Genomic DNA, 20,933 nt, shown 5'->3' with positions numbered 1-20,933 from the left:
AATAAACTAGGGAAATGAATAAAGTAGTAAATTTTATTGACTTACATAGCGGCGAAGAGAACAAGAAGAAAGTGTTGGATAATGTAAAATCAAACATCTCTTTTAGAGGCTCGAATCTATGGATTTTAGCTTGTGCCATTGTAGTTGCTTCAGTAGGTTTGAATGTAAATTCAACTGCCGTTATTATTGGAGCAATGCTTATTTCGCCTTTGATGGGACCTATTGTAGGTGCTGGTTTTGGCTTGGGAATTTATGATTTTAATTTGCTCAAAAGATCGCTTAAAAATTTATTTATCGCTACGGTGGTAAGTTTAGTCGTATCTACTATTTATTTTTTCTTAAGTCCCTTCAAAGACACCCAATCCGAACTTTTAGCTAGGACATCACCAAATATTTACGATATTTTCATCGCTTTCTTTGGAGGACTAGTGGGAGTGATAGCGATCACAAGAGTAGAGAAGGGAAATCCTATTCCTGGAGTGGCTATTGCAACTGCATTAATGCCACCGTTGTGTACGGCAGGTTATGGATTAGCTTTAGGGAATTTTAAATTCTTTTTCGGTGCCATGTATTTATATACTATTAATTGCGTTTTTATCTGCATTGCAACCTTTATAATTGTCAAATATTTAAAATATCCAATTGTTAAACAAACTGATTTAAGAACGGAGAAGAGAGTGAAATATTTAATTTCATTCCTGACTTTAGCTTTGATTGTGCCGAGTGTCTTTTTTGCTTACCAGCTGTTTCAAGAAAAAAAATACAAGCAAAAAGTAGAATTATTTTTAAAATTAGAATTCCTAGATAAAGGATATACTGTATTGTATAAAAAAACGCAATTTACGTCAAATCCAAAAAAAATAGATATTGCTTTTTTAAGAAGAAGACTCGATAAGGATGAAATAAAAGAACTTAACGTAAAACTAAAAACCTACGAGTTAAATAATACCGTTTTAAATATTATTCAAGATACAACTGATTTGAAACAGGATATTTTAAATGAAATTACTTTTAATAACAAAACCATGAGCGAGAAAGATTTGATTATTGCTAAGTTGCAAAGCCAAATCGTATCTTTAAAATTTGATAACAATGCCATTTTAAGTGAAACTAGAATTTTGTTTCCTGAAATCGCCAATATTGCTATTGCAAATCATGTTTTTAATGAGAATAAAGAAGATAGAAAAGTGATTACTGTGGTGCTTTATGAAAGTAAAAATGATTTAGACACAATCGAAAAGAAGAAATTGACTGCGTGGTTAAAAAATAAATTCAAGACGGATGCAGTAGAAATTTTTAAAAGGCAATAATTTAATTTATGGTGCCGTTAATAGCGCGTTTATCAGGAAAATTATATTATTGTTTGTGCAAATAGGCTAAAATTTCGCTACAAGTTTGTTTGGCATTTCTATTTATTCCAATAAGTGTTGCCGAGGCATAACCAGTCCAGCTTCCATAGCCTGCTAACCATACCCCATCAACTTCTGTTGCTTTGCTTTGTTCTGTTTTTACAATGCCTCTATCGTCTGTTGAAACACTATTTTTAAGAAAAGACGTGGCATAACCAAAACCTGTACACCAGATTATAGCATCAAAATCTTCTTTGGTTCCGTCATTCCAAATCACGCCCTCTTTATAAATACTTTTAATACCACCACTAGAGAGGAGAACACCTCTAGATCGAGCTTCTTTAACTGGCGGTACCATTACAATAGTCCCTAAATCATAATTGGCTGCATTAAATGGTTTCCCTTCTTTTTCCGCATTGTATTTGGCAGTTGCTACGTTAAAAAGATAAAAACCATCTACTTCGTCTGGTAAATATTGAGGTGGTTTGCTAGTAGACCATTTAACATTGGTAACTTTAGAAACTTCGGCTACGATTTGCGCGCCTGAATTGCCTTCGCCCACAACAAGGACTTTTAAATTTTTAAAGGATTCTGAATTTTTGTACTGTGCCGAATGGATCTGAATTCCTTTGAAGGTATCTATTCCTGCTATTTTTGGTATAAAAGGATTGCTCCAAGTGCCTGTTGCAGCAATAATAACTTTGGAAAAATAGATTCCTTTACTAGTTTGTATTTTGAAAATTTTATCTTCTAAAAGTACGCTTTCTACAGTTACAGATCTCTCTATTGGCAAGTCATAACGCTTTTCGTATTGGCATAAGTAATCAATTACTTCTTGTTTTAGAGGAAATAGATTTTTAGATTTTGGCATGAGCCATCCCGGTAAGGAACTGTGTTCAGCAGGAGAAAAAAGGGTTAGACTATCCCAAGCATGAAGCCAAGCGCCACCACATTTTTCCTCTTTGTCTAAGATAAGGAAGTTCACTTTATGGCGTCGGAGATAGTACCCGCAAGCTAGTCCACTTTGTCCGCCGCCAACGACTATGACATCTAAAATTTTGTTCATTTTGTTTGAATCTGTTTAAATTGTATGTTGTTCTAGTTTTTTCGTGTCAGAGATGCTTCACTATTAATATCGTCCAATAGGAGAATCTGGGACACACTTTAAGTATTATAAATTGTTCATACAATTAGGTATTTTCTGTTTTTGTGACTAGTGCTGGTTTTGAATAATATTTATTTTTCAACCAAAATGAGACATTCACTAAAATTATCAATGCAGGAACTTCTACCAAAGGTCCAATAACACCCGCAAATGCCTGGCCACTATTGATTCCGAAAACTCCTATGGAAACTGCAATTGCTAATTCGAAATTGTTTCCAGATGCAGTAAAGGAGAGCGCTACAGCATCTCTATAATTTGCTCCAATCTTTTTTGAAACAAAGAACATCAGGAAAAACATAATGGTAAAGAAAATGACAAGTGGAATCGCAATTCGAAACACATCCATGGGCAAATCAACTATCATTTCCCCTTTTAAACTAAACATAACTACAATGGTAAAAAGTAGAGCAATCAAAGTAATAGGCGATACAAAAGGAATAAATTTTTGATTGAACCATTTGTCACCAATGAACTTCTTGATGGTGTAGCGACTAATTATCGCTAATGCAAATGGAATTCCTAAATAAATTCCAACCGTTATCGCAATCTCAGCTATAGAAATGTTCAATTCTAAACCTTGTATTCCAAATAATGGCAACATGATTTCCAAATAGAAATAGGCATATAAACTAAAAAAGAATACTTGCAGTAAACTATTTATTCCAATTAAACCGGCTGTTAATTCTCTATTTCCTTCGGCTAATTCGTTCCATACAATTACCATAGCTATGCACGGAGCAATTCCTATTATAATTAAACCTGTCATATATTCAGGATAATCTTTCAAGAAGAAGGTTGCTAATAAAAACATTAAAAAAGGACCTACAATCCACGTAATTAAAAAAGAGGCTGTCAATAATTTTGGTTTGTCAAGAATTAATGGAATTTTTGAGAAATCAATTTTGGTCAATGGTGGATACATCATTACAATTAGTCCAATTGCTAAAGGTATATTAGTGGTTCCGCTGGAGAAGGAATTGATAAAGTCATCGCTTGAAGGAATAAAATAACCAATGGAAACGCCAATTATCATGGCTATGAAAATCCAAAGGGTAAGGTACTTATCTAGAAAGTTTAATCTTTTTTTATGTAATGCCATTTTATAATTTTATTTGGGAGAATACATAGCACATTTCTGTTGCAATTTGTAAACTGCGCTCTTTGTATTTTTGCTGTTGTTGTGGCGTGTTATCAAAAACTTTCGGGTCTTCAAATGTAATGGGAATCCTTTCCTCTGCACCAGCAATAAAAGGGCATCCGCCATCCGCTTGAGAGCAAGTTAATAATGCTGCAAATTCACTTTTTGGATTAAAATCATCGTCATAGGTTTTAGAAAAACCAATAATTGGAGGTTCGTTTTTTCCAAATTTTATGGTGTAAATTGGGTTATTTCCTTCAGAAATAGTATTAATTCGAAATCCAGATTGCTTTAATGTTCTGGCAATCATAGGGAATAATGCAGTAGATTCTGTACCACCGGAATAACAAAAAACATTTTTAATATTGAAATACCCTGCGGCCGTTTGCGCCCAAATTTGGGACAAATGACTTCTTCTGGAATTGTGCGTACAAATAAAGTTTAGCCTTATTTCTTGCTCTTTGGAAACTTTATTTTGGATAAAATCAAGAAGTGGTTGTAAAATAATCTTACGTTCTGAAGATATATTTTCGTAATCAAAAGCACGGATTACTTCTTCAATTTCTGAAAAGAGGTTGGTTTTAATTGGGCTCATTTTATAGTTTTAAGAATTAGCAACAGCCTCCACCTGGCGTGCAGCTATTCGTTTGAGTTGGGATTGCAGACAATTTTACTTTTTGTTTATCAGCAGGAATGCCACATTGGTCTTCAGCCAAACAAGCGGTTTGCTTGTTGATTAAAGTAAAGTCCGTTCCGTTGAAACCCAAGTCGTATTTACCAATTGTTTCTCCTTGAAACTCCACTTCAACTTCATGATCTTCAATTCCTAAAATTTTTTCAGATAGTTCAATGATATCCAATAATTTTTTTGGTTTAAGTCGGTGATCAAAATCATTGGCATCCCACAACTGGAAATTCACAACGTTCTCTTTTCGAACTTTTCCACCGCAATCAATGAAGTTTCTGGTAATTAAGCCTACTTCCGTTACGTGAAAATGTTCTGGAACATACGTTCCGTTTGGTAATATAAAAGCAACGTTTTCTAACGCGTTCAATTCTTTTTTAATTTCTGATAGTTTCATTTTTTTTATAATTTAAAAATTAGCAACATTGGTCTTTCCTGTTTTCTAAATAGGTATTGATAAGGGAAAAAAAACTTTTTATTTTTTCAAACCCTTCTTCGTTCAAGCAATAACAAATTGAAGCCCCTTCGAAATTTCCTTTGATTAACCCGGCATTTTTTAGTTCCTTCAAATGTTGCGAAACAGTAGGTTGTGCTAAAGGCAATTCGTTTACAAGGTCTCCACAGATGCAACTGTCAACTTTTATAAGATGTTCAATTATGGCAATACGAGCAGGATGACCTAATGCTTTTGCAAGTACAGCCAGTTCGTTTTGCTCCTCTGTAAAATGTTGTGTTTTAGTTACTCCCATCGTTATATATTTATATTGCAATATTACGATTAATTAGCTAACAACGATTACTTTTGGTGTTAAATTAGCATTAAGTTTTGAGGGTTTAGTGGTTTTATTATTTTGTAATTATAAAATAAAAAGTAACACAAAGGAGAAGGAGTATGGAGAATCCCTCTCGATTGCATTACTTTTAACTTATTCATTAGGGATAGAATAAATCTTATAATTGCTACCCATCAGAGCATGATAACAAAAAAAATAATTTAAATTCTTACTCGTTTTTACGGCTCAATAATTACTTTCATTGCTTTCTCTTTTCCTGCATTGCCAAATACTTCATACGCTTCTAGGACCTCTTTCAATTTAAAATGATGAGTTATCAGTTTAGAAGGTTCTAATTTACCGGAGGAAACTGTTTTTAAAAGCATTGGAGTAGTATTGGTGTTTACTAATCCCATTGTTATCGTGATGTTTTGGATCCAGAGATCCTGAATTTGCAGTTCTACTGGCTTTCCATGCACTCCTATATTGGCAATGTGTCCGCCGGGGCGAACAATTTTTTGGCATATATCAAAGGTAGCTGGCGCTCCAACGGCTTCAATAGCTACATCTACACCATCTTTTGTTTCTGATTGAATTCTTTTTGTGACATCTTCTTTGGTAGAATTAATGGTATGCGTAGCTCCAAATTTTTTGGCCATTTCCAAACGATTTTCATCGATGTCGATCATATAGATTTTTGCCGGAGAGTAGAACTGAGCCGTAAGTAAGGCTGACATTCCTATAGGACCGGCTCCTACAATCGCAATGGTGTCTCCTGGTTTTACTCCGCCATTAATCACACCAATTTCATGTCCTGTAGGTAAAATGTCACTCAGCATTACCAGCGCTTCTTCATCAGATCCGTCTGGTATCAGATAGAGGCTGTTATCCGCATGTGGAATCCGAACGTATTCTGCCTGTGTGCCATTAATAAGATGCCCTAAAATCCAACCGCCGTCCTCACAATGAGCGTACATTTGTTTTTTACAGTATTCGCAACTGCCATCTGAAGTGATACAGGAGATTATGACATGGTCTCCTTTTTTAAAATTCCGGACAGAAGTACCAATTTCTTCTATTACACCAACGCCCTCATGACCTAATGTAGTTCCCGGTTTCACCGATGGAGTTTTTCCGTGTAATATACCTAAGTCTGTACCACAAATAGTCGTTTTAAGTATTTTCACCACTGCATCAGTGCTTTTTTCAATTTTAGGAAATGGCACCTCTTTCAACTCAATCTTACCTGGTCCATCATATACAAGTGCTTTAATTGTTTTAGTCTGTTTCATTTTCATTTTTTATTAAAGGTTATAGTCCCAAATCATTTTTAAATTAATCGTAAGGCTTTAAATTTTTAATTCGTTCACTATTAAAATTTATTTAGTTGTCAATCGACAGTAAATATAATTAGCTATAAATCAATAATTAATATATCTAAAGGTCGCTAATTAATACTGCTTATTATATGATATAAGTCATTAAATGAAGATTAAAGCAAATGTTTCAAAATAATGTAGCGTCTTTCTTTTTCGAAATGATAAAGGAATAGGCAACTACTTCGGTCGCCCATTGTTTTTTGGAATTAATGTTAATTTAATAAATCTAGCGCGGGTTTTGTCTCTTGTTTTTGGCAGGAATTGCTACTTTTAGAGTTAAATAAAACACACTTTTGAACAAAAATGAGTAACTTAGTAATCAATAATTAAATAAAAAGTCTAATGGAAAATCAAAATGATAAATCAGAGTCAAATGCAGCTAAGTCAGAAAAATTAGATAAAAACAAAGTGCCAGATTCCCTTTTGTATCCACCAAGTGAAGATATTTACAATAAATTTCACAAGGAAAGCGATATTAATCCAGAGGATATTTCTAAAAAGAAAATACCTGTTGAAATTAATAATGTTACGGATTTTAATGAAAAAGATTTTGAAGATGATAAGACTGGAGCCGACTTGGACATACCCGGTTCAGAATTAGATGATGAGCAAGAGAAAATAGGGAGTGAGGATGAAGAAAATAACCATTACAGTATTGGGGGCGACAATCATAATGATTTAGAAGAGAATACAGGGAATAAGATTTAATCTTGCATTTTTAAACAAACTAGAATCCTAGTGCAATGACTTTACATGAATACAATCAAAAGCGCAATTTTGCATCCACCGCTGAGCCAGAAGGTAAAATAAAAAAATCAGTGGCGGAAATGATTTTTGTTGTTCAAAAACATGCTGCATCTCACTTGCATTACGATTTTAGGTTAGAAAGTGAAGGAGTCTTAAAAAGTTGGGCAATACCTAAAGGGCCATCTATGAATCCTGCCCATAAAAGACTAGCTATCCAGGTGGAAGATCATCCTTATGCTTATCGTAATTTTGAAGGAACCATTCCTGAAGGTAATTACGGTGCGGGAAACGTTATAGTTTGGGATAATGGAACTTATATTCTAGTTGATGATGAAAATTATGGGAATCTAAATGCCTGTTTGCAAAAAGGCCATCTCCGATTTATCATAAAGGGCAAAAAACTGAAAGGGGAATTCGTATTAGTGAAATTGAAAGTTAAAAAAGAGAATTCGTGGCTTCTGATAAAAGCAAAAGATGAATATGCAACCCAGGAAGACATTTTGTTGCAGGATCAATCCGTGATTTCTGATACTACAATAGACAGTTTGAAAAGTTAATTGGCAATAAAAACATGTGATGTGTTTCCTTTCATAAATAAGAAGTTATTTAGCAACGATTTCACTTTTATTTTAATTTAGAACTACCATTTTTTTTCCTTAAAAGTAATAAATGGTAAGTAGTCAATAAATTAGTAAAACAGCAAAGAAGAAATAGGGCATGGTAAAATAAAAATTTCTAAGATTAATAACAATGTTCATTTTGACAAAGCAGGCGAGATTACAGCATAATAATTTCTTGTTAATAGAAATTAAATCGGCGAGGTTCTTGAAAATGTATTGAAAAAAAAGAAGTACCAAAAAGCATCAATTTTGGCTTGGAAGAAAAAAGGAAAATCTTGTACAGGGCTGAGGTAAATATGCCAGTAATTTTTGCAATTGGATTTTTTATTAAAAATGTGGTAAAATAGTAGTTTCTATTGATGCTTTCTTAGTTGTTTTTAGTATTTTGCGATTTAATTATTTTTAGATTATAAATTAGATTAATATGAAATATAGAGTAGCAACTTCGTCATTAAATCTTAGGGATTTTCCGTCGGCGAATGATAATTCTAAAATTTTAACACAAATCCCTTTTAGACATACTGTTAAATTAATTGAGAAAACGACCTCAGATTGGTGGAAAGTAAAGCTTTTGAATACTGATAAAGAAGGTTTTGTATTTTCGCAAGATATTGAACATGTTGATGAGACTATGGATCAAATTGCAGATATCGAAGTGCCTAATTTTGAACCAGGTTCTAAAGGAAGTCTGGACAACAAATTAGAAACCTACAAGCCGCTTGGTGATCCAGCTATTCCTTTCAGAGACTTAACTAGTGTTGCATCCAAGCTATCTTCCATTCGAAAAATAATAGACACACTCAATGTTTCAAAAAGTTTTAGATATGAAAAAGATGATTCTGATACCTACTGTAATATCTACACCTTTGATTATTGCTTTTTTGCCAAAGTCTATATTCCCAGACTAAGATGGACAGATACAGCAATAGAAGCGCTTGAAAACGGAAACGAAGTGCCCTTAGTTTTTGGAGAAACAGTAAGACCTTTTTATTCTAATTATATTTATGACTGGTTTTTACAATCGGCTAATACTTTTGGTTGGGAAAGAGTCAGTGATGTTGATGCACTGCAAAAGAAAGTCAATGCTAATGGAGGTGTAGGTGTCATTTGTGCTAAACGATTCATATTAAATAAGTCAGGGCACGTTGTAGTGGTTGTTCCAGAAACTGAAACTGAAAAGGCATTTCGGTTAGAGGGCAAAGTCATTTATCCGCTGCAATCTCAAGCGGGAATGGATAATTATAATTATTTTTCAGAAGTTAGAAAGGATTGGTGGGATAGTAAAGATCCTGAAAAAGGATATTCATCTGCTATCTTTTACTATCATGATTAAATAGTAAAGGCATTTTAAATAAAAAAGACTTCTGTACTCTAGTGGTACAGAAGTCTTTTTTGTAATATTTAATTCCTATTAACCTTTACACTGCTACTGCAATTTTAGTAATTAGTAAGGAACTACAAAAACCATTTTCATAATATCGATCATGTAAACTAGCATATATTTGACTATAGATTGCAATAGGGTCATTAGATTCTATAGTTATAGACAATATGTTTTCTAAAAGAGAAATAAGGTTTGCTGGGACTGCCGTTTCTTTTCCATGAACAATAGATTCATAGACAAAGTTATTCCATTCTAAATCGCAAATCGGATTTTCGATTTCGTTTAATATGGCATGATCCATAATGAAAATCAGAAAATTTAAAACTTCCTTGAGGTGTTTTTCATTAAAATAATCAAATATTCGAAACTCAATACCGTGATTTTTGTGTTTGTGAAAATTTACATCAAGTCCAATTTTATCGATTTTCTCATAATCTGATATTTCAGAATAGCGATTCACCCACCACAACGGATTATCGTGCATTGGATGCGCATCAAAATCCATTTGGACTATTTTTCCAGTTTTCATAACATTAGTGTCATACGTTCCAATCCCTATGTACCTTGACATAGCACAACGTTGTGATGCCTTGGTTAAGTTAACGCTACTGTCGTTATGGGATAGAAAGTCAGAGGATCCAAATTTGATCATAAACAACGGACTCAACCATTGAAATAACCGAATCGTACGCTGATGTTTTTTGATAAAATCTACTTTGTCTTTAATTTCACCTTCCTTATTTAACTCTGTTGGAATCGTTAAATTAAAATGATAAGTCATGTTATTGAAAACAGAATAATTTTCATTATTAGAAACAAATATGGCAAAAGGATGATTTTCCGAGCAGATTTTTATGTTGCCAAATTGCGAAAATATATTTTCTTTTAGTAATAGTTGTTGCAAGTTTACTGTAAATTCTTGCTTTATATTTGCTAGTTCCGCAATGACAGTATCGATATCTTTTTTGTAAAAATCCTGCGTTACAAATTCAATGGTGTCACCATCAAAAATGAATTTTTTTTGATGTTCGTCAATGAAATAGTTATTGTGTTTTTGTAATATTTCAAAAATACTTTCCCCAATGTATTCTGGGTTTGGCTCATTGTCTATGGGATCTAAAACTTTATGTTGATTGTTTACATCTGTTTTTGTAAACGAATGGGAGTTCATTAAAACAGGGATTGCATACTCTCTGTCTGTTAATATTTTGAGTAGCGAATTTTCGAATACGTTTTCTTTGTAATTTTTAAAATGGTTGACGCTATATTTTTCACGTATGCCATTTGTTAATAAGAAATTTTTGTCAACGATACGTTGATTATCAAATTCTAAATAACATTCATTTTCGATGCCTACTCCCCAGTAAAAATCATTGGATTGATACTGGTTCCTATATTCTTTATGCTTATCTAATACCTCAATTTCAAAACTAACTTCATTCATGTTTTGATCTGTCATAAACTTCTTCGTGTTTTTTAAAAATTTGTTAATATAAGGGTAACTAATTTGTGCGGTAGTGATGCTTGAGGTAATGCATAAATCCGAAGATTTTTGTTTCTAACAAGAGCAAACCAGTATTGAATAGCTGCCAATTTTGCTTTATGAAAACTAAGCTTTTTATTACCAGGTTGAAACCTAAATTGGATTGCTCAATTTGATTGCAAAAGTAGATAAAATTAATGGCTTTATCAATAGGTCTATTTAATTTATTTTTCTTGTAAATTTAGTATTTAGGATCTGTTCTAAATTTTTAATTTATAGCGGTTTAGCATGTTCATTTTTAGGTAAAATGGGCGCGAAAGTTATTTGCTGAAATCGTTTTATCTCAATTAATTTTCTGCAGTTGTACCATCATTATTTTGAAAGAAAAAAAGTAAAGAAATAGGCAACCATTCAGCAGTTGCATTAGGAGTACAATTTTTTCGGTTTTTCAAGACCAGTTCTCCCGCCATGCGCTATATCTTTTGCGCTGAAAAGTCGGCACAAAAGGATGCCGCTGCTGTCGGGTCTAAATAACATTTCTTATTTGTCAGCAGATTCCTGGCCTAAAAATTTAATAAGCCAAAATGTGTTTTAAAAACAAAATTTAAAGGGATGAGAAACTTAAAATCAATTTATTATTTTAAAAAAAAATCGGCAGAGTGAAAGGTATAGGTGGTTTCATAATAGGGAATCAAGATTGCATTATGATTCTAAAAATGCTTTCAAATCCTCATAAGTGCTAATTTTTGTGCGGACTTTTTCTTTATTCATCACACTTTCAATTTGTGCAGGAATGGGTAGTTTTACATTTAAAATAGGTTCAACCACATCCAAAAATTTAATTGGATGAGCAGTTTCTAAGAAAATTCCAATCGCATTGGGGTAGTTTTTCATTTCTTTCTTTAGCCCTAAGTAGCCCACGGCTCCGTGCGGTTCAGCTATATAGCCGTCGATTTTGAAAATAGTTTTCATGGCTATTTTGGTTTCTTCATCAGTAAACGTATAAGACGAAAAATCTTTTTTAAATTGCTCTAAATCATTTTGATACATTTCTTGAATGCGAATAAAGTTACTTGGATTTCCTACGTCCATCGCATTAGAAATCGTAGCTGTAGAAGGGTTCGGATCGTAAACACCGTTTTCTAAAAACCTTGGAACTGTATCATTTATATTAGTCGAGGCCACAAAATGTTGAATAGGTAAGCCCAATTTTTTAGCAATAATCCCAGCGCAAATATTCCCGAAATTTCCACTTGGACAAGAAAAAACCAATTCCTTGTTTTGTTTTTTTAAAGCTTTGTAAGCAAAGAAAAAATAAAACATTTGTGGCAACCAACGCGCGATATTAATCGAATTTGCCGAAGTTAGGTTTTTGTGTTTCAGACTTTCGTCCAAGAACGCTTTTTTGACCATATCCTGACAATCATCAAAAACGCCATCGACTTCTAGCGCTTTTATATTTTGACCTAAAGTTGTTAATTGTTTTTCCTGAATGTCGCTTACTTTTCCTGAAGGATACAAAATTACCACCTCGACGCCTGCAACGCCTAAAAAACCACTGGCAACAGCTCCTCCTGTATCTCCGGAAGTTGCCACGAGAACAGTATTTTTGCTGTCTTTTTTATCTTTGTTAAAGTAGGCCAAACAACGAGACATGAATCTCGCACCCACGTCTTTAAAAGCCATAGTCGGACCATGAAATAGTTCAAGAGAATAGATTCCTTTTTCAACTGCTACTAAAGGGAAATCAAAACACAAGGTTTCGTCAATAATTTCTTTGAGAATGGCTGTAGGGATTTCATCGCCCACAAATTGTTGAATCGCATGAAAAGCAATTTCTTCGTTGCTTAAATTCTCGATGTTATCAAAAAAATCTTGTGGTATAGGAGTAATTGTTTCAGGAAAATACAACCCTTTATCAGTTGCTAATCCTTGTATTACGGCTTCTTTGAAAGAAACTTTGGGTGCGTTATGGTTTAAACTGTAATATTTCATTTGTATAGTAATTGTGGAATCCCTACCATAACCCTAACCAAAGGAAAGGGAGACGAAACTGGATTCAGAATGTGTTGTTGTAATTTTTAAATCAATAATTTTATTCCTTTTATTCCGCTTTCGGAGTTTAGGTGGCTATTATTTTCATCCCTTCATCATTTACTTTTGAAACGTGAATTTCATAAGGTAAATTCATTTCGTCATAAACAGCGCTCATGGCTTTTGCAATTTTGTCTGCGGTTTCTTTTCCTTTGCTTAAAGCAAAAATAGAAGGACCTGAACCCGAAATTCCAGAACCTAAAGCTCCGTTTTCTAATGCCGTTTGCTTGATTAAATCAAATCCGGGAATCAAAACACTGCGCAACGGTTCTACGATTTCATCATGCAACGAACGCCCGATTAAGTCATAATCTTTAGTGTACAATCCAGCAATTAGTCCACCTACATTTCCCCATTGCGTGATGGCACTTTTCAAGGAAACGGTTTGCTTTAACACCGAACGTGCATCAGATGTTTTTAACTCAATTTGAGGATGAACCACCGTAGCATACAATTCAGATGGGCTTTCTATTTTGATAATATCCAATGGATTTGAACTTCTCACTAACGTAAAACCACCCAAAAGGGCAGGAGCAACGTTATCAGCATGGGCATTTCCACTGGCTAATTTTTCGCCTTGCATCGCAAATAAAACCAATTCTTTTCGTGTGAATGGTCGTCCAAGTAATTCGTTGATTCCAAAAACAGCTCCCGCTGAACTTGCAGCACTGCTTCCAATTCCGCTACCAGCTTTGATGTTTTTATAGATTTCTATTTCGAATCCAAATTCGGTTTCTACCGCTTCCAACATTGCCAAAGCAGATACTCCAGCTACATTTTTTTCGGTTTCCAAAGGCAAGTCGGCACCCACAATTTTAGTAATGCGAACCCCTTTCTCATCTGATTTCCGAATAATCATTTCATCGCCAGCAGTTTCTAAACACAGTCCAAGTACATCAAATCCACAGGAAAGATTAGCGATTGTAGCAGGGCAAAATATTTTTATTTCATTCATGATTTTTTGTTTCAGGTTTAAAGTTTAAAGTTGTAGCCAGTTCTTGAACTTGAAACTTTAAACAAAAAAAACTTTAAACTATTTTTATACGTTTCCAATTCTAATCACATCAGCAAATATTCCTGAAGCGGTAACCGCAGCTCCGGCTCCCGCACCCTTTATCAATAACGGCTGGTCTACATAACGGTCTGTAAAAAATAATACGATATTGTCTTTTCCTTCCAAATTGTAAAAAGGATGATCTTTTGGAATAAAACGCAACCCAACATTTGCCTTCCCGTTTTCGAATTGCGCTACGTATTTCAAACGAGATTCTTTGCTCAATGCTTCTTTATAAATAGTTTCAAAATGAGCGCTATGTGTCTGCAAAGATTCGAAAAACGCTTCATTTGAAGTAGTATCCAAACATTCTGTAGGCATAAACGATTCGTTTGTGATTTCGTCAATTTCCATTTTATATCCACTTTCTCGAATCAAGATTAATATCTTTCTAGCTACATCAATTCCACTCAAATCTATTTTAGGATCTGGCTCTGTAAATCCTTGTACGCCAGCTTCTTTAACGACATTATGAAAAGTGTTGTTTTCGTCGAAATTATTAAAGATAAAGTTTAGACTTCCTGATAAAACGGCTTGAATTTTATTGACTTTATCGCCCGAAGCAACTAGATTTTTTACGGTATCAATAATTGGCAATCCCGCTCCCACATTCGTTTCAAAAAGGAAAGGAGCATTGAATTGTTGCGATAATTTCTTTAGTTTTTTGTAATTATCATACTCGGAGGCGCAAGCAATTTTGTTGCAGGTTACTACTGCAATATTTCTTTTTAAAAACTGTTCGTAGGTTTTGGATACGCTTTCATTTGCAGTAATATCCACAAAAATACTGTTGCGTAAATTGAGTTGTTTTACATTAGAAATAAACTGTTCTTTATCCGCGGGTTCTCCGGTTTCTAATAAAAATTGCCATTCCTTGAGAGAGATTCCATCTTCATCAAAATACATTTTTCGGGAATTGGATAATGCAATAACACGCAGGTTTATTTTTAGATTTTCTTTTAGGAATTTCTTTTGTTGGTGAATTTGCTCGATGAATTTCTCTCCAACATTTCCAACGCCCATCACAAATAGGTTCAACTGTTTGGTATTTTCTTCGAAAAAGTTTTCGTGCAGTGTATTCAATGCCTTTTTCACATCTCTCTCGTTGATTACAGCCGAAATATTTCTTTCGGAAGCACCTTGTGCTATCGCTCGAATATTGACATTATTTTTACCTAAAGTGCTAAACATTCTTCCGCTCAAACCTTGATGATTTTTCATATTTTCGCCTACCAAAGCAATAATGCAAAGGTTTTTCTCAACAATACAAGGTTCTATTTTATTTTGTGAAATTTCCACCTCAAACGCTTTGTTGATAGCCTCTTCCGCCACATCAGCATCCGAATTTAGAATTCCGATACAAATAGAATGCTCTGATGACGCTTGAGTGATGAAAATTACATTTATATTTTTATTGGATAATACTTCAAAAAGCCTTTTGGAAGAGCCGGAAACACCAATCATTCCAGAGCCTTCAAGCGTGATCAATGTGATTGCATCAATATGTGTAATTCCTTTTACGGGATTGGATTGTGCAAAAAACTGATTGGAAATATACGTTCCATCAGCTGCTGGTTCAAAAGTATTTTTAATCAGAATTGGAATATTCTTTCTCAATACGGGCTGGATTGTTGGCGGATACAAAACTTTGGCACCAAAATGAGACAACTCCATGGCTTCCTGATAGGAGATGTAGGCGATAGGCTGTGCTTGTTTTACAATTTTTGGATTGGCAGTAAACATTCCATTAACGTCAGTCCAAATCTCTAAGTCATTTGCATCAAGAGCGCCTGCAAGAATAGCGGCTGTATAATCCGATCCTCCGCGACCTAAAGTAGTATTGATTCCGTCAAGCGAAGCAGCTATAAACCCCGGCATCACTACCACCTGATTTTCATTGGAAGCAAAAAAATCGACAATTAATTCATTGGAAACATCAAAATTAACAACTGCTTTCCCAAAATGGTTATTGGTTTTTATTAGTTCGCGGCTGTCTTTATAACTGCTGTTTTTTAGGTTCTGTTTTAAAGCTTCTGCAATTATATAAGAAGACAGCAATTCGCCAAAACTCAAAATCGTATCTGAAGTTCGTGGTGATAATTCACCCAAAAGGTAACATCCGTCCAGTAAGGTTTCCAGGTGATTGATGATTCTTTTGATGTGACTCAAAAGACTGCTTTGTTCACTTACAGGAATAAGTTCTTTTAAAGCGTCTAAATGTTTTTTCTCTATGTCGGCAAGAATATCTTTGAAACTTTCATCTCCGGCGGCTGCTTTCTGCGAAGCAAGTTGTAGAAAATCCGTGATTTTGCTGAAAGCAGAAACCACAACAATTAATTTTTCTTCTTTGGCTTTGTCACTAACGATGTTTAAAACCAGTTTTATATTTTGTGCATTGGCAACCGAAGTTCCGCCAAATTTTAATACTTTCATATCAAGTTATTTTTAATGTATTGATAAATCGCTTTTAATAGTTGTGGGCGATTTAATGGTGTGTGTTGTTTTTTTTGAAAATGTAATGTTTATTATATATCCAAGTACTTTCTTTCTTCCGAAAAAAATAATAATAAATAGGATTATATGTTAAAAATTTACCCCAAAGGGGTAGTTGTAGTTGTTGTAGTAAACGTAATAGAAGTGCCAACCCAGATTTGAGTTAGTATCGAAGAGTGATATGTAGCTTTATTGTTTACCATTTTGATGTACCAAAAGTACAGTTTTTTATAAAAAACAGCGTATTTAAATGTGTTTTTGCGAATATTTTAAAATAGCACAAGCTATTTGAGGATAATGAAATATTGTTTGATTTATGATGTCCTTGATGAAGCTATTCGTATAAATTAGCAAATTTTTCAAATTCTATTAGTTGGAAACTAGCTTTTTTATTGAATGGAAAAGGATGTACTTCACTGCTAATTGAATTCAAAATGAGCAAAATCAGTTGATTAGTTGCTGCACTGCTTTTGTTTTTTAGTAAAGAACGTGAAAGTTTGCAATTGAAATTACTGTTTTGAATACATATAAGAGTATTTGCATGAAATCTAATTTTTGGTTTTGTTTAACTATTAAATTTAAATTATTGTCAACAAATGTTGTGTATTTATAAAGATTTATTCAATTTTACCTTTTAAACAGGATCAAAATGGAAAATACACATTTTATTAGCAATGAGTTACTTAGCCTTGAAACACTAAACGATATTGTTTCGTATCACAAAGCTTTGGCTTTATCTGATGAAGCAAAAATAAATATTCAAAAATGCAGGGACTATTTAGACAAAAAAATGGCTTCGCATTCTGATCCTATTTACGGTATTAACACCGGTTTTGGGTCGCTCTGTAATGTAAAAATATCCAACGAAAATTTGTCGAAATTGCAAGAGAATTTAGTAAAATCACACTCTTGCGGAACGGGTGAGGAAGTACCAACTGAAATTGTAAAATTGATGTTGTTGCTTAAAATTCAATCGCTGAGTTATGGACATTCTGGAATTCAATTGCAAACGGTCGAACGTTTGATTGCCTTTTATAATAATGACATTCTTCCTGTAATATACACACAAGGTTCACTGGGTGCTTCTGGAGATTTAGCACCTTTAGCACATTTATCATTACCTTTAATAGGCGAGGGAGAAGTATATTTCGAAGGAAAAAAAGTGCATTCCAATGAAGTTTTGAAACAATTTGATTGGCAACCGATTGTTTTGCAGTCAAAAGAAGGACTGGCTTTGTTGAACGGAACACAATTTATGAGTGCCTACGGAGTGCATATTTTGATGAAAGTTAGTAAATTTTCATATTTGGCTGATTTGATTGGTACAATATCACTAGAAGGTTTTGACGGGCGCATGGAGCCATTTAATGAATTAATCCATTTTATTCGCCCGCATAAAGGACAAATTGTAACCGCAAACCGTATAAAAGGATTTTTAGAAGGAAGTGAAATTATTGAACAAGCAAAAATGCACGTTCAAGACCCGTATTCTTTTAGATGCATGCCACAAGTGCACGGAGCTTCAAAAGATGCTTTTGAATACGTAAAAAAAGTGTTTAAGACTGAAATTAATTCGGTGACGGATAATCCTAATATTTTTATTGAAAGTGACCAAATCATTTCTGGAGGTAATTTTCACGGACAACCTTTGGCTTTAGCCTTAGATTTTATGGCAATTGCTTTAGCGGAGTTAGGAAGTATTTCAGAACGAAGAACCTATCAATTGATTTCAGGAACTAGAAATCTTCCTGCTTTTTTAGTTGATAATCCCGGTCTGAATTCTGGGTTGATGATCCCACAATACACTGCTGCCAGTATTGCCAGCCAAAATAAGCAACTGGCAACTCCCGCAAGTGTAGACAGTATTGTTTCTAGTAACGGGCAGGAAGATCATGTCAGTATGGGTGCCAATGCTGCTACGAAAGCATTGCGTGTTTTGGATAATCTGGAACGAATCTTAGCAATCGAACTAATGAATGCTTCGCAAGCAATTGAATACAGGAGACCCTTAAAGTCTAGTGATTTTGTAGAAATGTTTTTAAATGCCTATCGTGAAGAAATACCTTTAATAAAAGAAGACCGAATTTTGCACTATGATATTGAAAAGACGGTTTCTTTTTTAAATACTTTTCAAATGGAAAACGATTTGTTAATGTTAGCTTAACATTAGCGGTGAATAATGAAGTAATTTTGCCGGACTAAATTTTAATGAAATGAATATAAATAATTTTTTCCAATTTTTGGTTCCTAAAGACAAAAAGTTCTTTCCGCTTTTTGAACAAGCATCAAGTAATTTAATAGAAATAGCTACGAATTTGCACGAAGCTGTAAACCTTCCTTTGAAAGAACGTGAAGTTCTTTTTCAGAAAATCGATGTTTTAGAGCAAAAAGGAGAGGATATAACTCGTCAAACAAACCTAGAGTTGAGTAGAAATTTTATTACTCCATTTGATAGGGAAGATATACATTCATTAATAACTTCAATAGACAACGTAGCGGGAAATCTTCATGGTGCAGCGAGTAGAATGCGATTGTATCAAGTGGATAAAATCACAAAATCTATCAGAAAATTGACAGAAATTAATCTTGAGGCTTGTCAAAATATTGATGTGGCAGTAAGAGAATTGAGAGATTTAAAAAAAATGAAGAATATTACTGATGCTTGTGTGAAAATCAATAAGTTAGAAAATAAATCAGATAATGTTTATGATAAAGCGGTTCTTGATTTATTCGAAAATGAAACGGATGCTAAAAATATTATCAAGTACAAAGAAGTTTTGTCAGTTTTAGAAACAGCAACTGATAAGTGTAAGAGCGTAGCAGGTGTTCTAGAATCTATTTCTGTAAAACATTCTTAATTCAATCCGTTTTATTCTGAAATTATAATTTATGGAATTTACTCTACTTATAGTTATTATAGTATTGGCTCTGATCTTTGATTACATCAATGGTTTTCATGACGCTGCCAATGCTATTGCTACGGTTGTTGCCACAAAAGTATTAAGTCCGTTTCAAGCAGTTGTCTGGGCAGCTTTTTTTAACTTTTTAGCTTATTGGGTTTTTGGTTTTGGAGTGGCGGATACGGTTGCAAAAACCGCCAATACTTTAGAAATTGATTTAGTTGTAATCCTTGCTGGAGTTATAGCTGCAATTATTTGGAATTTGTTCACTTGGTGGCAAGGGATTCCATCGAGCTCCTCACATACTCTTATTGGAGGATTCGCAGGAGCTGCCATTGCACACGCTATTGCAGTCCATGGTTTTTTTGGATATGCAGTAATTGAAGGAACAGAAATTCATACGGCATATTGGTATGATACTGTAAACTGGTATACTGCAGGAAAAAATGGAGGATTCCCCTCTGGAGTTTTAATCATCATTGCTTTCATTGTTTTGGCTCCTTTAATTGGTGCTTTAATGTCTTATTTAATCTCTATTTGGCTTCTTAATGCTTCAAAAAGAAGTATTTATCCTAAATTATTTACAGTTGGATTAATGCTGTTGACTATTTGGTTTGTGGAAAGTCAAATGATATATTTTGATGAAATCAAGAAACCGCGTTTCGACTCTCCTTTTTGGAGTGTTGTTTTTGAATCACACAATATTAAGTGGTTTTTAGTTGCATTTATTGTATTGTCTATAAGTTCTTTTTGCTTGATTTTTAGTAGTTTAAATTTACATCAGTCTACATATTGGTTAAAGAAAATGCAATTATTATCATCAGCTGCTTTTAGTTTAGGGCATGGTGGAAATGACTCCCAAAAAGTAATGGGTATTATAGCTGCAGCTGTTACAGTTTATATTCAAACTAGTGGTATCGCTCAGGAAAGTTTACCGGATTGGTTGGATGTGGTTCTTCCTGATGAAAATGGAGCTTTCAAAATGCCAGATTGGATTCCGCTAGCATGTTATTCTGCAATTGCTGCAGGTACTTTGAGTGGTGGTTGGAAAATTGTAAAAACAATGGGTTCTAAAATTACAAAAGTAACGTCATTTGAAGGTGTTGCCGCGGAAACTGCAGGAGCATTGACATTATATTTTACGGAACATTTTAAAGTTCCTGTAAGTACAACACATACTATTACTGGATCTATCATTGGTGTTGGACTTACAAAAAGAGTTTCAGCTGTACGATGGGGAATGACTGTAAGCTTATTATGGGCTTGGGTTTTAACTATTCCAATTTCAGCAATATTGGCAGCAATAATTTATTATATTTTCAGTATTTTTATTTAATGCTAAAATTACAATCATAAAAAAAACCATTCTCTACACTGCCCCCAAAAAGTTAGACACTATTTGGGGGCATTTTTATGGAAAGAAAAGTCAAGTATGAATACACATTTAAGCTTGAATGTGTAGAATTAGTTATCAAACAGCACAATTCCTGTGTATCTGTAGCTAATAAAAAGATGGTTCATAGATCCAGTATTAAGAAATGGGTTAGATTATACAATTATTATGGTGAAGATGGATTAATACCAAGGAAGAACCGTAGTTATAGTGATGCATTTAAATTCAATGTTTTACAATCAATTCAGAAAGATTCTTTGTCATTATTGGATAGTT

At 33.9% G+C, this 20,933-nt stretch carries 19 protein-coding genes; 8 read left to right on the top strand and 11 right to left on the bottom strand.

Annotation, left to right across the window (positions count from 1 at the left end; translation table 11 throughout):
- The first annotated feature begins 14 nt into the window (after positions 1-14).
- Entirely contained in the window at positions 15-1,310 is a 1,296-nt protein-coding gene (locus E0F91_RS03430) for a TIGR00341 family protein (protein ID WP_132064957.1), read from the top strand.
- A 46-nt stretch (positions 1,311-1,356) separates the two neighbouring features.
- Here the strand turns inward: E0F91_RS03430 and E0F91_RS03425 are convergent, their stop codons facing one another.
- The 6 genes from E0F91_RS03425 to E0F91_RS03400 form a co-directional block, all read right to left on the bottom strand.
- Positions 1,357-2,415 (bottom strand): ArsO family NAD(P)H-dependent flavin-containing monooxygenase, encoded by a 1,059-nt coding sequence (locus tag E0F91_RS03425; RefSeq protein ID WP_132064956.1) that lies wholly within the window; start codon positions 2,413-2,415, stop codon positions 1,357-1,359.
- Between the two features lie 124 nt (positions 2,416-2,539).
- On the bottom strand, positions 2,540-3,613 hold the full coding sequence (arsB, locus tag E0F91_RS03420) for an ACR3 family arsenite efflux transporter (protein WP_132064955.1): 1,074 nt from the start codon (positions 3,611-3,613) through the stop codon (positions 2,540-2,542).
- Position 3,614: 1 nt separating this feature from the next.
- Entirely contained in the window at positions 3,615-4,247 is a 633-nt protein-coding gene (locus E0F91_RS03415) for an arsenate-mycothiol transferase ArsC (protein WP_132064954.1), read from the bottom strand.
- Positions 4,248-4,263: 16 nt separating this feature from the next.
- Positions 4,264-4,734, bottom strand: coding sequence for a DUF6428 family protein (locus tag E0F91_RS03410; protein ID WP_132064953.1), 471 nt, complete (start codon positions 4,732-4,734; stop codon positions 4,264-4,266).
- A 19-nt stretch (positions 4,735-4,753) separates the two neighbouring features.
- Positions 4,754-5,086 (bottom strand): ArsR/SmtB family transcription factor, encoded by a 333-nt coding sequence (locus E0F91_RS03405; protein WP_132064952.1) that lies wholly within the window; start codon positions 5,084-5,086, stop codon positions 4,754-4,756.
- A gap of 263 nt (positions 5,087-5,349) precedes the next feature.
- Complete coding sequence (locus tag E0F91_RS03400) at positions 5,350-6,402, bottom strand: zinc-dependent alcohol dehydrogenase family protein (RefSeq protein WP_243698829.1); 1,053 nt, start codon at positions 6,400-6,402, stop codon at positions 5,350-5,352.
- 429 nt (positions 6,403-6,831) lie between these two features.
- Between E0F91_RS03400 and E0F91_RS03395 the strand changes: the two genes are divergently transcribed.
- The 3 genes from E0F91_RS03395 (at position 6,832) to E0F91_RS03385 (ending at position 9,189) form a co-directional block, all read left to right on the top strand.
- Entirely contained in the window at positions 6,832-7,197 is a 366-nt protein-coding gene (locus E0F91_RS03395) for a hypothetical protein (protein ID WP_132064951.1), read from the top strand.
- A 35-nt stretch (positions 7,198-7,232) separates the two neighbouring features.
- Positions 7,233-7,793, top strand: coding sequence for a DNA polymerase ligase N-terminal domain-containing protein (locus E0F91_RS03390; protein WP_132064950.1), 561 nt, complete (start codon positions 7,233-7,235; stop codon positions 7,791-7,793).
- A 487-nt stretch (positions 7,794-8,280) separates the two neighbouring features.
- Positions 8,281-9,189: an SH3 domain-containing protein gene (locus E0F91_RS03385; protein WP_132064949.1), complete on the top strand. Its 909-nt coding sequence runs from the start codon at positions 8,281-8,283 to the stop codon at positions 9,187-9,189.
- A gap of 85 nt (positions 9,190-9,274) precedes the next feature.
- On the opposite strand, the gene E0F91_RS03380 is transcribed toward E0F91_RS03385, so the two are convergent.
- From E0F91_RS03380 to thrA, 5 genes are all read right to left on the bottom strand, one after another.
- Complete coding sequence (locus E0F91_RS03380; protein WP_132064948.1) at positions 9,275-10,699, bottom strand: hypothetical protein; 1,425 nt, start codon at positions 10,697-10,699, stop codon at positions 9,275-9,277.
- A gap of 371 nt (positions 10,700-11,070) precedes the next feature.
- Positions 11,071-11,193, bottom strand: coding sequence for a hypothetical protein (locus E0F91_RS18065; RefSeq protein WP_279432780.1), 123 nt, complete (start codon positions 11,191-11,193; stop codon positions 11,071-11,073).
- A gap of 232 nt (positions 11,194-11,425) precedes the next feature.
- Entirely contained in the window at positions 11,426-12,718 is a 1,293-nt protein-coding gene (gene thrC, locus E0F91_RS03375) for a threonine synthase (protein WP_132064947.1), read from the bottom strand.
- Between the two features lie 127 nt (positions 12,719-12,845).
- Positions 12,846-13,772 carry a homoserine kinase gene (locus tag E0F91_RS03370; RefSeq protein ID WP_132064946.1) on the bottom strand — a complete coding sequence of 309 codons (927 nt, stop codon included), beginning with the start codon at positions 13,770-13,772 and terminating at the stop codon, positions 12,846-12,848.
- A gap of 84 nt (positions 13,773-13,856) precedes the next feature.
- Positions 13,857-16,304 (bottom strand): bifunctional aspartate kinase/homoserine dehydrogenase I, encoded by a 2,448-nt coding sequence (thrA, locus tag E0F91_RS03365; RefSeq protein ID WP_132064945.1) that lies wholly within the window; start codon positions 16,302-16,304, stop codon positions 13,857-13,859.
- A gap of 709 nt (positions 16,305-17,013) precedes the next feature.
- On the opposite strand from thrA, the gene hutH reads away from it, so the two are divergent.
- The 4 genes from hutH to E0F91_RS18155 all read left to right on the top strand — a co-directional run.
- Complete coding sequence (gene hutH, locus E0F91_RS03360; RefSeq protein WP_132064944.1) at positions 17,014-18,528, top strand: histidine ammonia-lyase; 1,515 nt, start codon at positions 17,014-17,016, stop codon at positions 18,526-18,528.
- A 49-nt stretch (positions 18,529-18,577) separates the two neighbouring features.
- Positions 18,578-19,222, top strand: a complete 645-nt coding sequence (locus E0F91_RS03355) for a DUF47 domain-containing protein (protein WP_132064943.1) — start codon at positions 18,578-18,580, stop codon at positions 19,220-19,222.
- 31 nt (positions 19,223-19,253) lie between these two features.
- Positions 19,254-20,600, top strand: coding sequence for an inorganic phosphate transporter (locus E0F91_RS03350; RefSeq protein WP_132064942.1), 1,347 nt, complete (start codon positions 19,254-19,256; stop codon positions 20,598-20,600).
- Between the two features lie 77 nt (positions 20,601-20,677).
- Positions 20,678-20,933 (top strand): helix-turn-helix domain-containing protein (locus E0F91_RS18155; protein WP_132064941.1); only part of this gene is annotated, 256 nt, incomplete at its 3' end.

Origin of the sequence: Flavobacterium sandaracinum, from assembly GCF_004349135.1 — a bacterium.
Taxonomy (GTDB): domain Bacteria; phylum Bacteroidota; class Bacteroidia; order Flavobacteriales; family Flavobacteriaceae; genus Flavobacterium; species Flavobacterium sandaracinum.
This window is presented reverse-complemented; position numbering and strand designations above follow the sequence as displayed.

Coding starts and splice junctions, on each gene's coding strand:
- E0F91_RS03395 (WP_132064951.1), top strand. CDS start 6,832: ATGGAAAATCAAAATGATAAATCAGAGTCAAATGCAGCTAAGTCAGAA.
- hutH (WP_132064944.1), top strand. CDS start 17,014: ATGGAAAATACACATTTTATTAGCAATGAGTTACTTAGCCTTGAAACA.
- E0F91_RS03425 (WP_132064956.1), bottom strand. CDS start 2,415: ATGAACAAAATTTTAGATGTCATAGTCGTTGGCGGCGGACAAAGTGGA.
- E0F91_RS03415 (WP_132064954.1), bottom strand. CDS start 4,247: ATGAGCCCAATTAAAACCAACCTCTTTTCAGAAATTGAAGAAGTAATC.
- E0F91_RS03405 (WP_132064952.1), bottom strand. CDS start 5,086: ATGGGAGTAACTAAAACACAACATTTTACAGAGGAGCAAAACGAACTG.
- thrA (WP_132064945.1), bottom strand. CDS start 16,304: ATGAAAGTATTAAAATTTGGCGGAACTTCGGTTGCCAATGCACAAAAT.
- E0F91_RS18065 (WP_279432780.1), bottom strand. CDS start 11,193: ATGGCGGGAGAACTGGTCTTGAAAAACCGAAAAAATTGTACTCCTAAT.
- E0F91_RS03390 (WP_132064950.1), top strand. CDS start 7,233: ATGACTTTACATGAATACAATCAAAAGCGCAATTTTGCATCCACCGCT.
- thrC (WP_132064947.1), bottom strand. CDS start 12,718: ATGAAATATTACAGTTTAAACCATAACGCACCCAAAGTTTCTTTCAAA.
- arsB (WP_132064955.1), bottom strand. CDS start 3,613: ATGGCATTACATAAAAAAAGATTAAACTTTCTAGATAAGTACCTTACC.
- E0F91_RS03410 (WP_132064953.1), bottom strand. CDS start 4,734: ATGAAACTATCAGAAATTAAAAAAGAATTGAACGCGTTAGAAAACGTT.
- E0F91_RS03355 (WP_132064943.1), top strand. CDS start 18,578: ATGAATATAAATAATTTTTTCCAATTTTTGGTTCCTAAAGACAAAAAG.
- E0F91_RS03380 (WP_132064948.1), bottom strand. CDS start 10,699: ATGACAGATCAAAACATGAATGAAGTTAGTTTTGAAATTGAGGTATTA.
- E0F91_RS03385 (WP_132064949.1), top strand. CDS start 8,281: ATGAAATATAGAGTAGCAACTTCGTCATTAAATCTTAGGGATTTTCCG.
- E0F91_RS03400 (WP_243698829.1), bottom strand. CDS start 6,402: ATGAAACAGACTAAAACAATTAAAGCACTTGTATATGATGGACCAGGT.
- E0F91_RS03430 (WP_132064957.1), top strand. CDS start 15: ATGAATAAAGTAGTAAATTTTATTGACTTACATAGCGGCGAAGAGAAC.
- E0F91_RS03370 (WP_132064946.1), bottom strand. CDS start 13,772: ATGAATGAAATAAAAATATTTTGCCCTGCTACAATCGCTAATCTTTCC.
- E0F91_RS03350 (WP_132064942.1), top strand. CDS start 19,254: ATGGAATTTACTCTACTTATAGTTATTATAGTATTGGCTCTGATCTTT.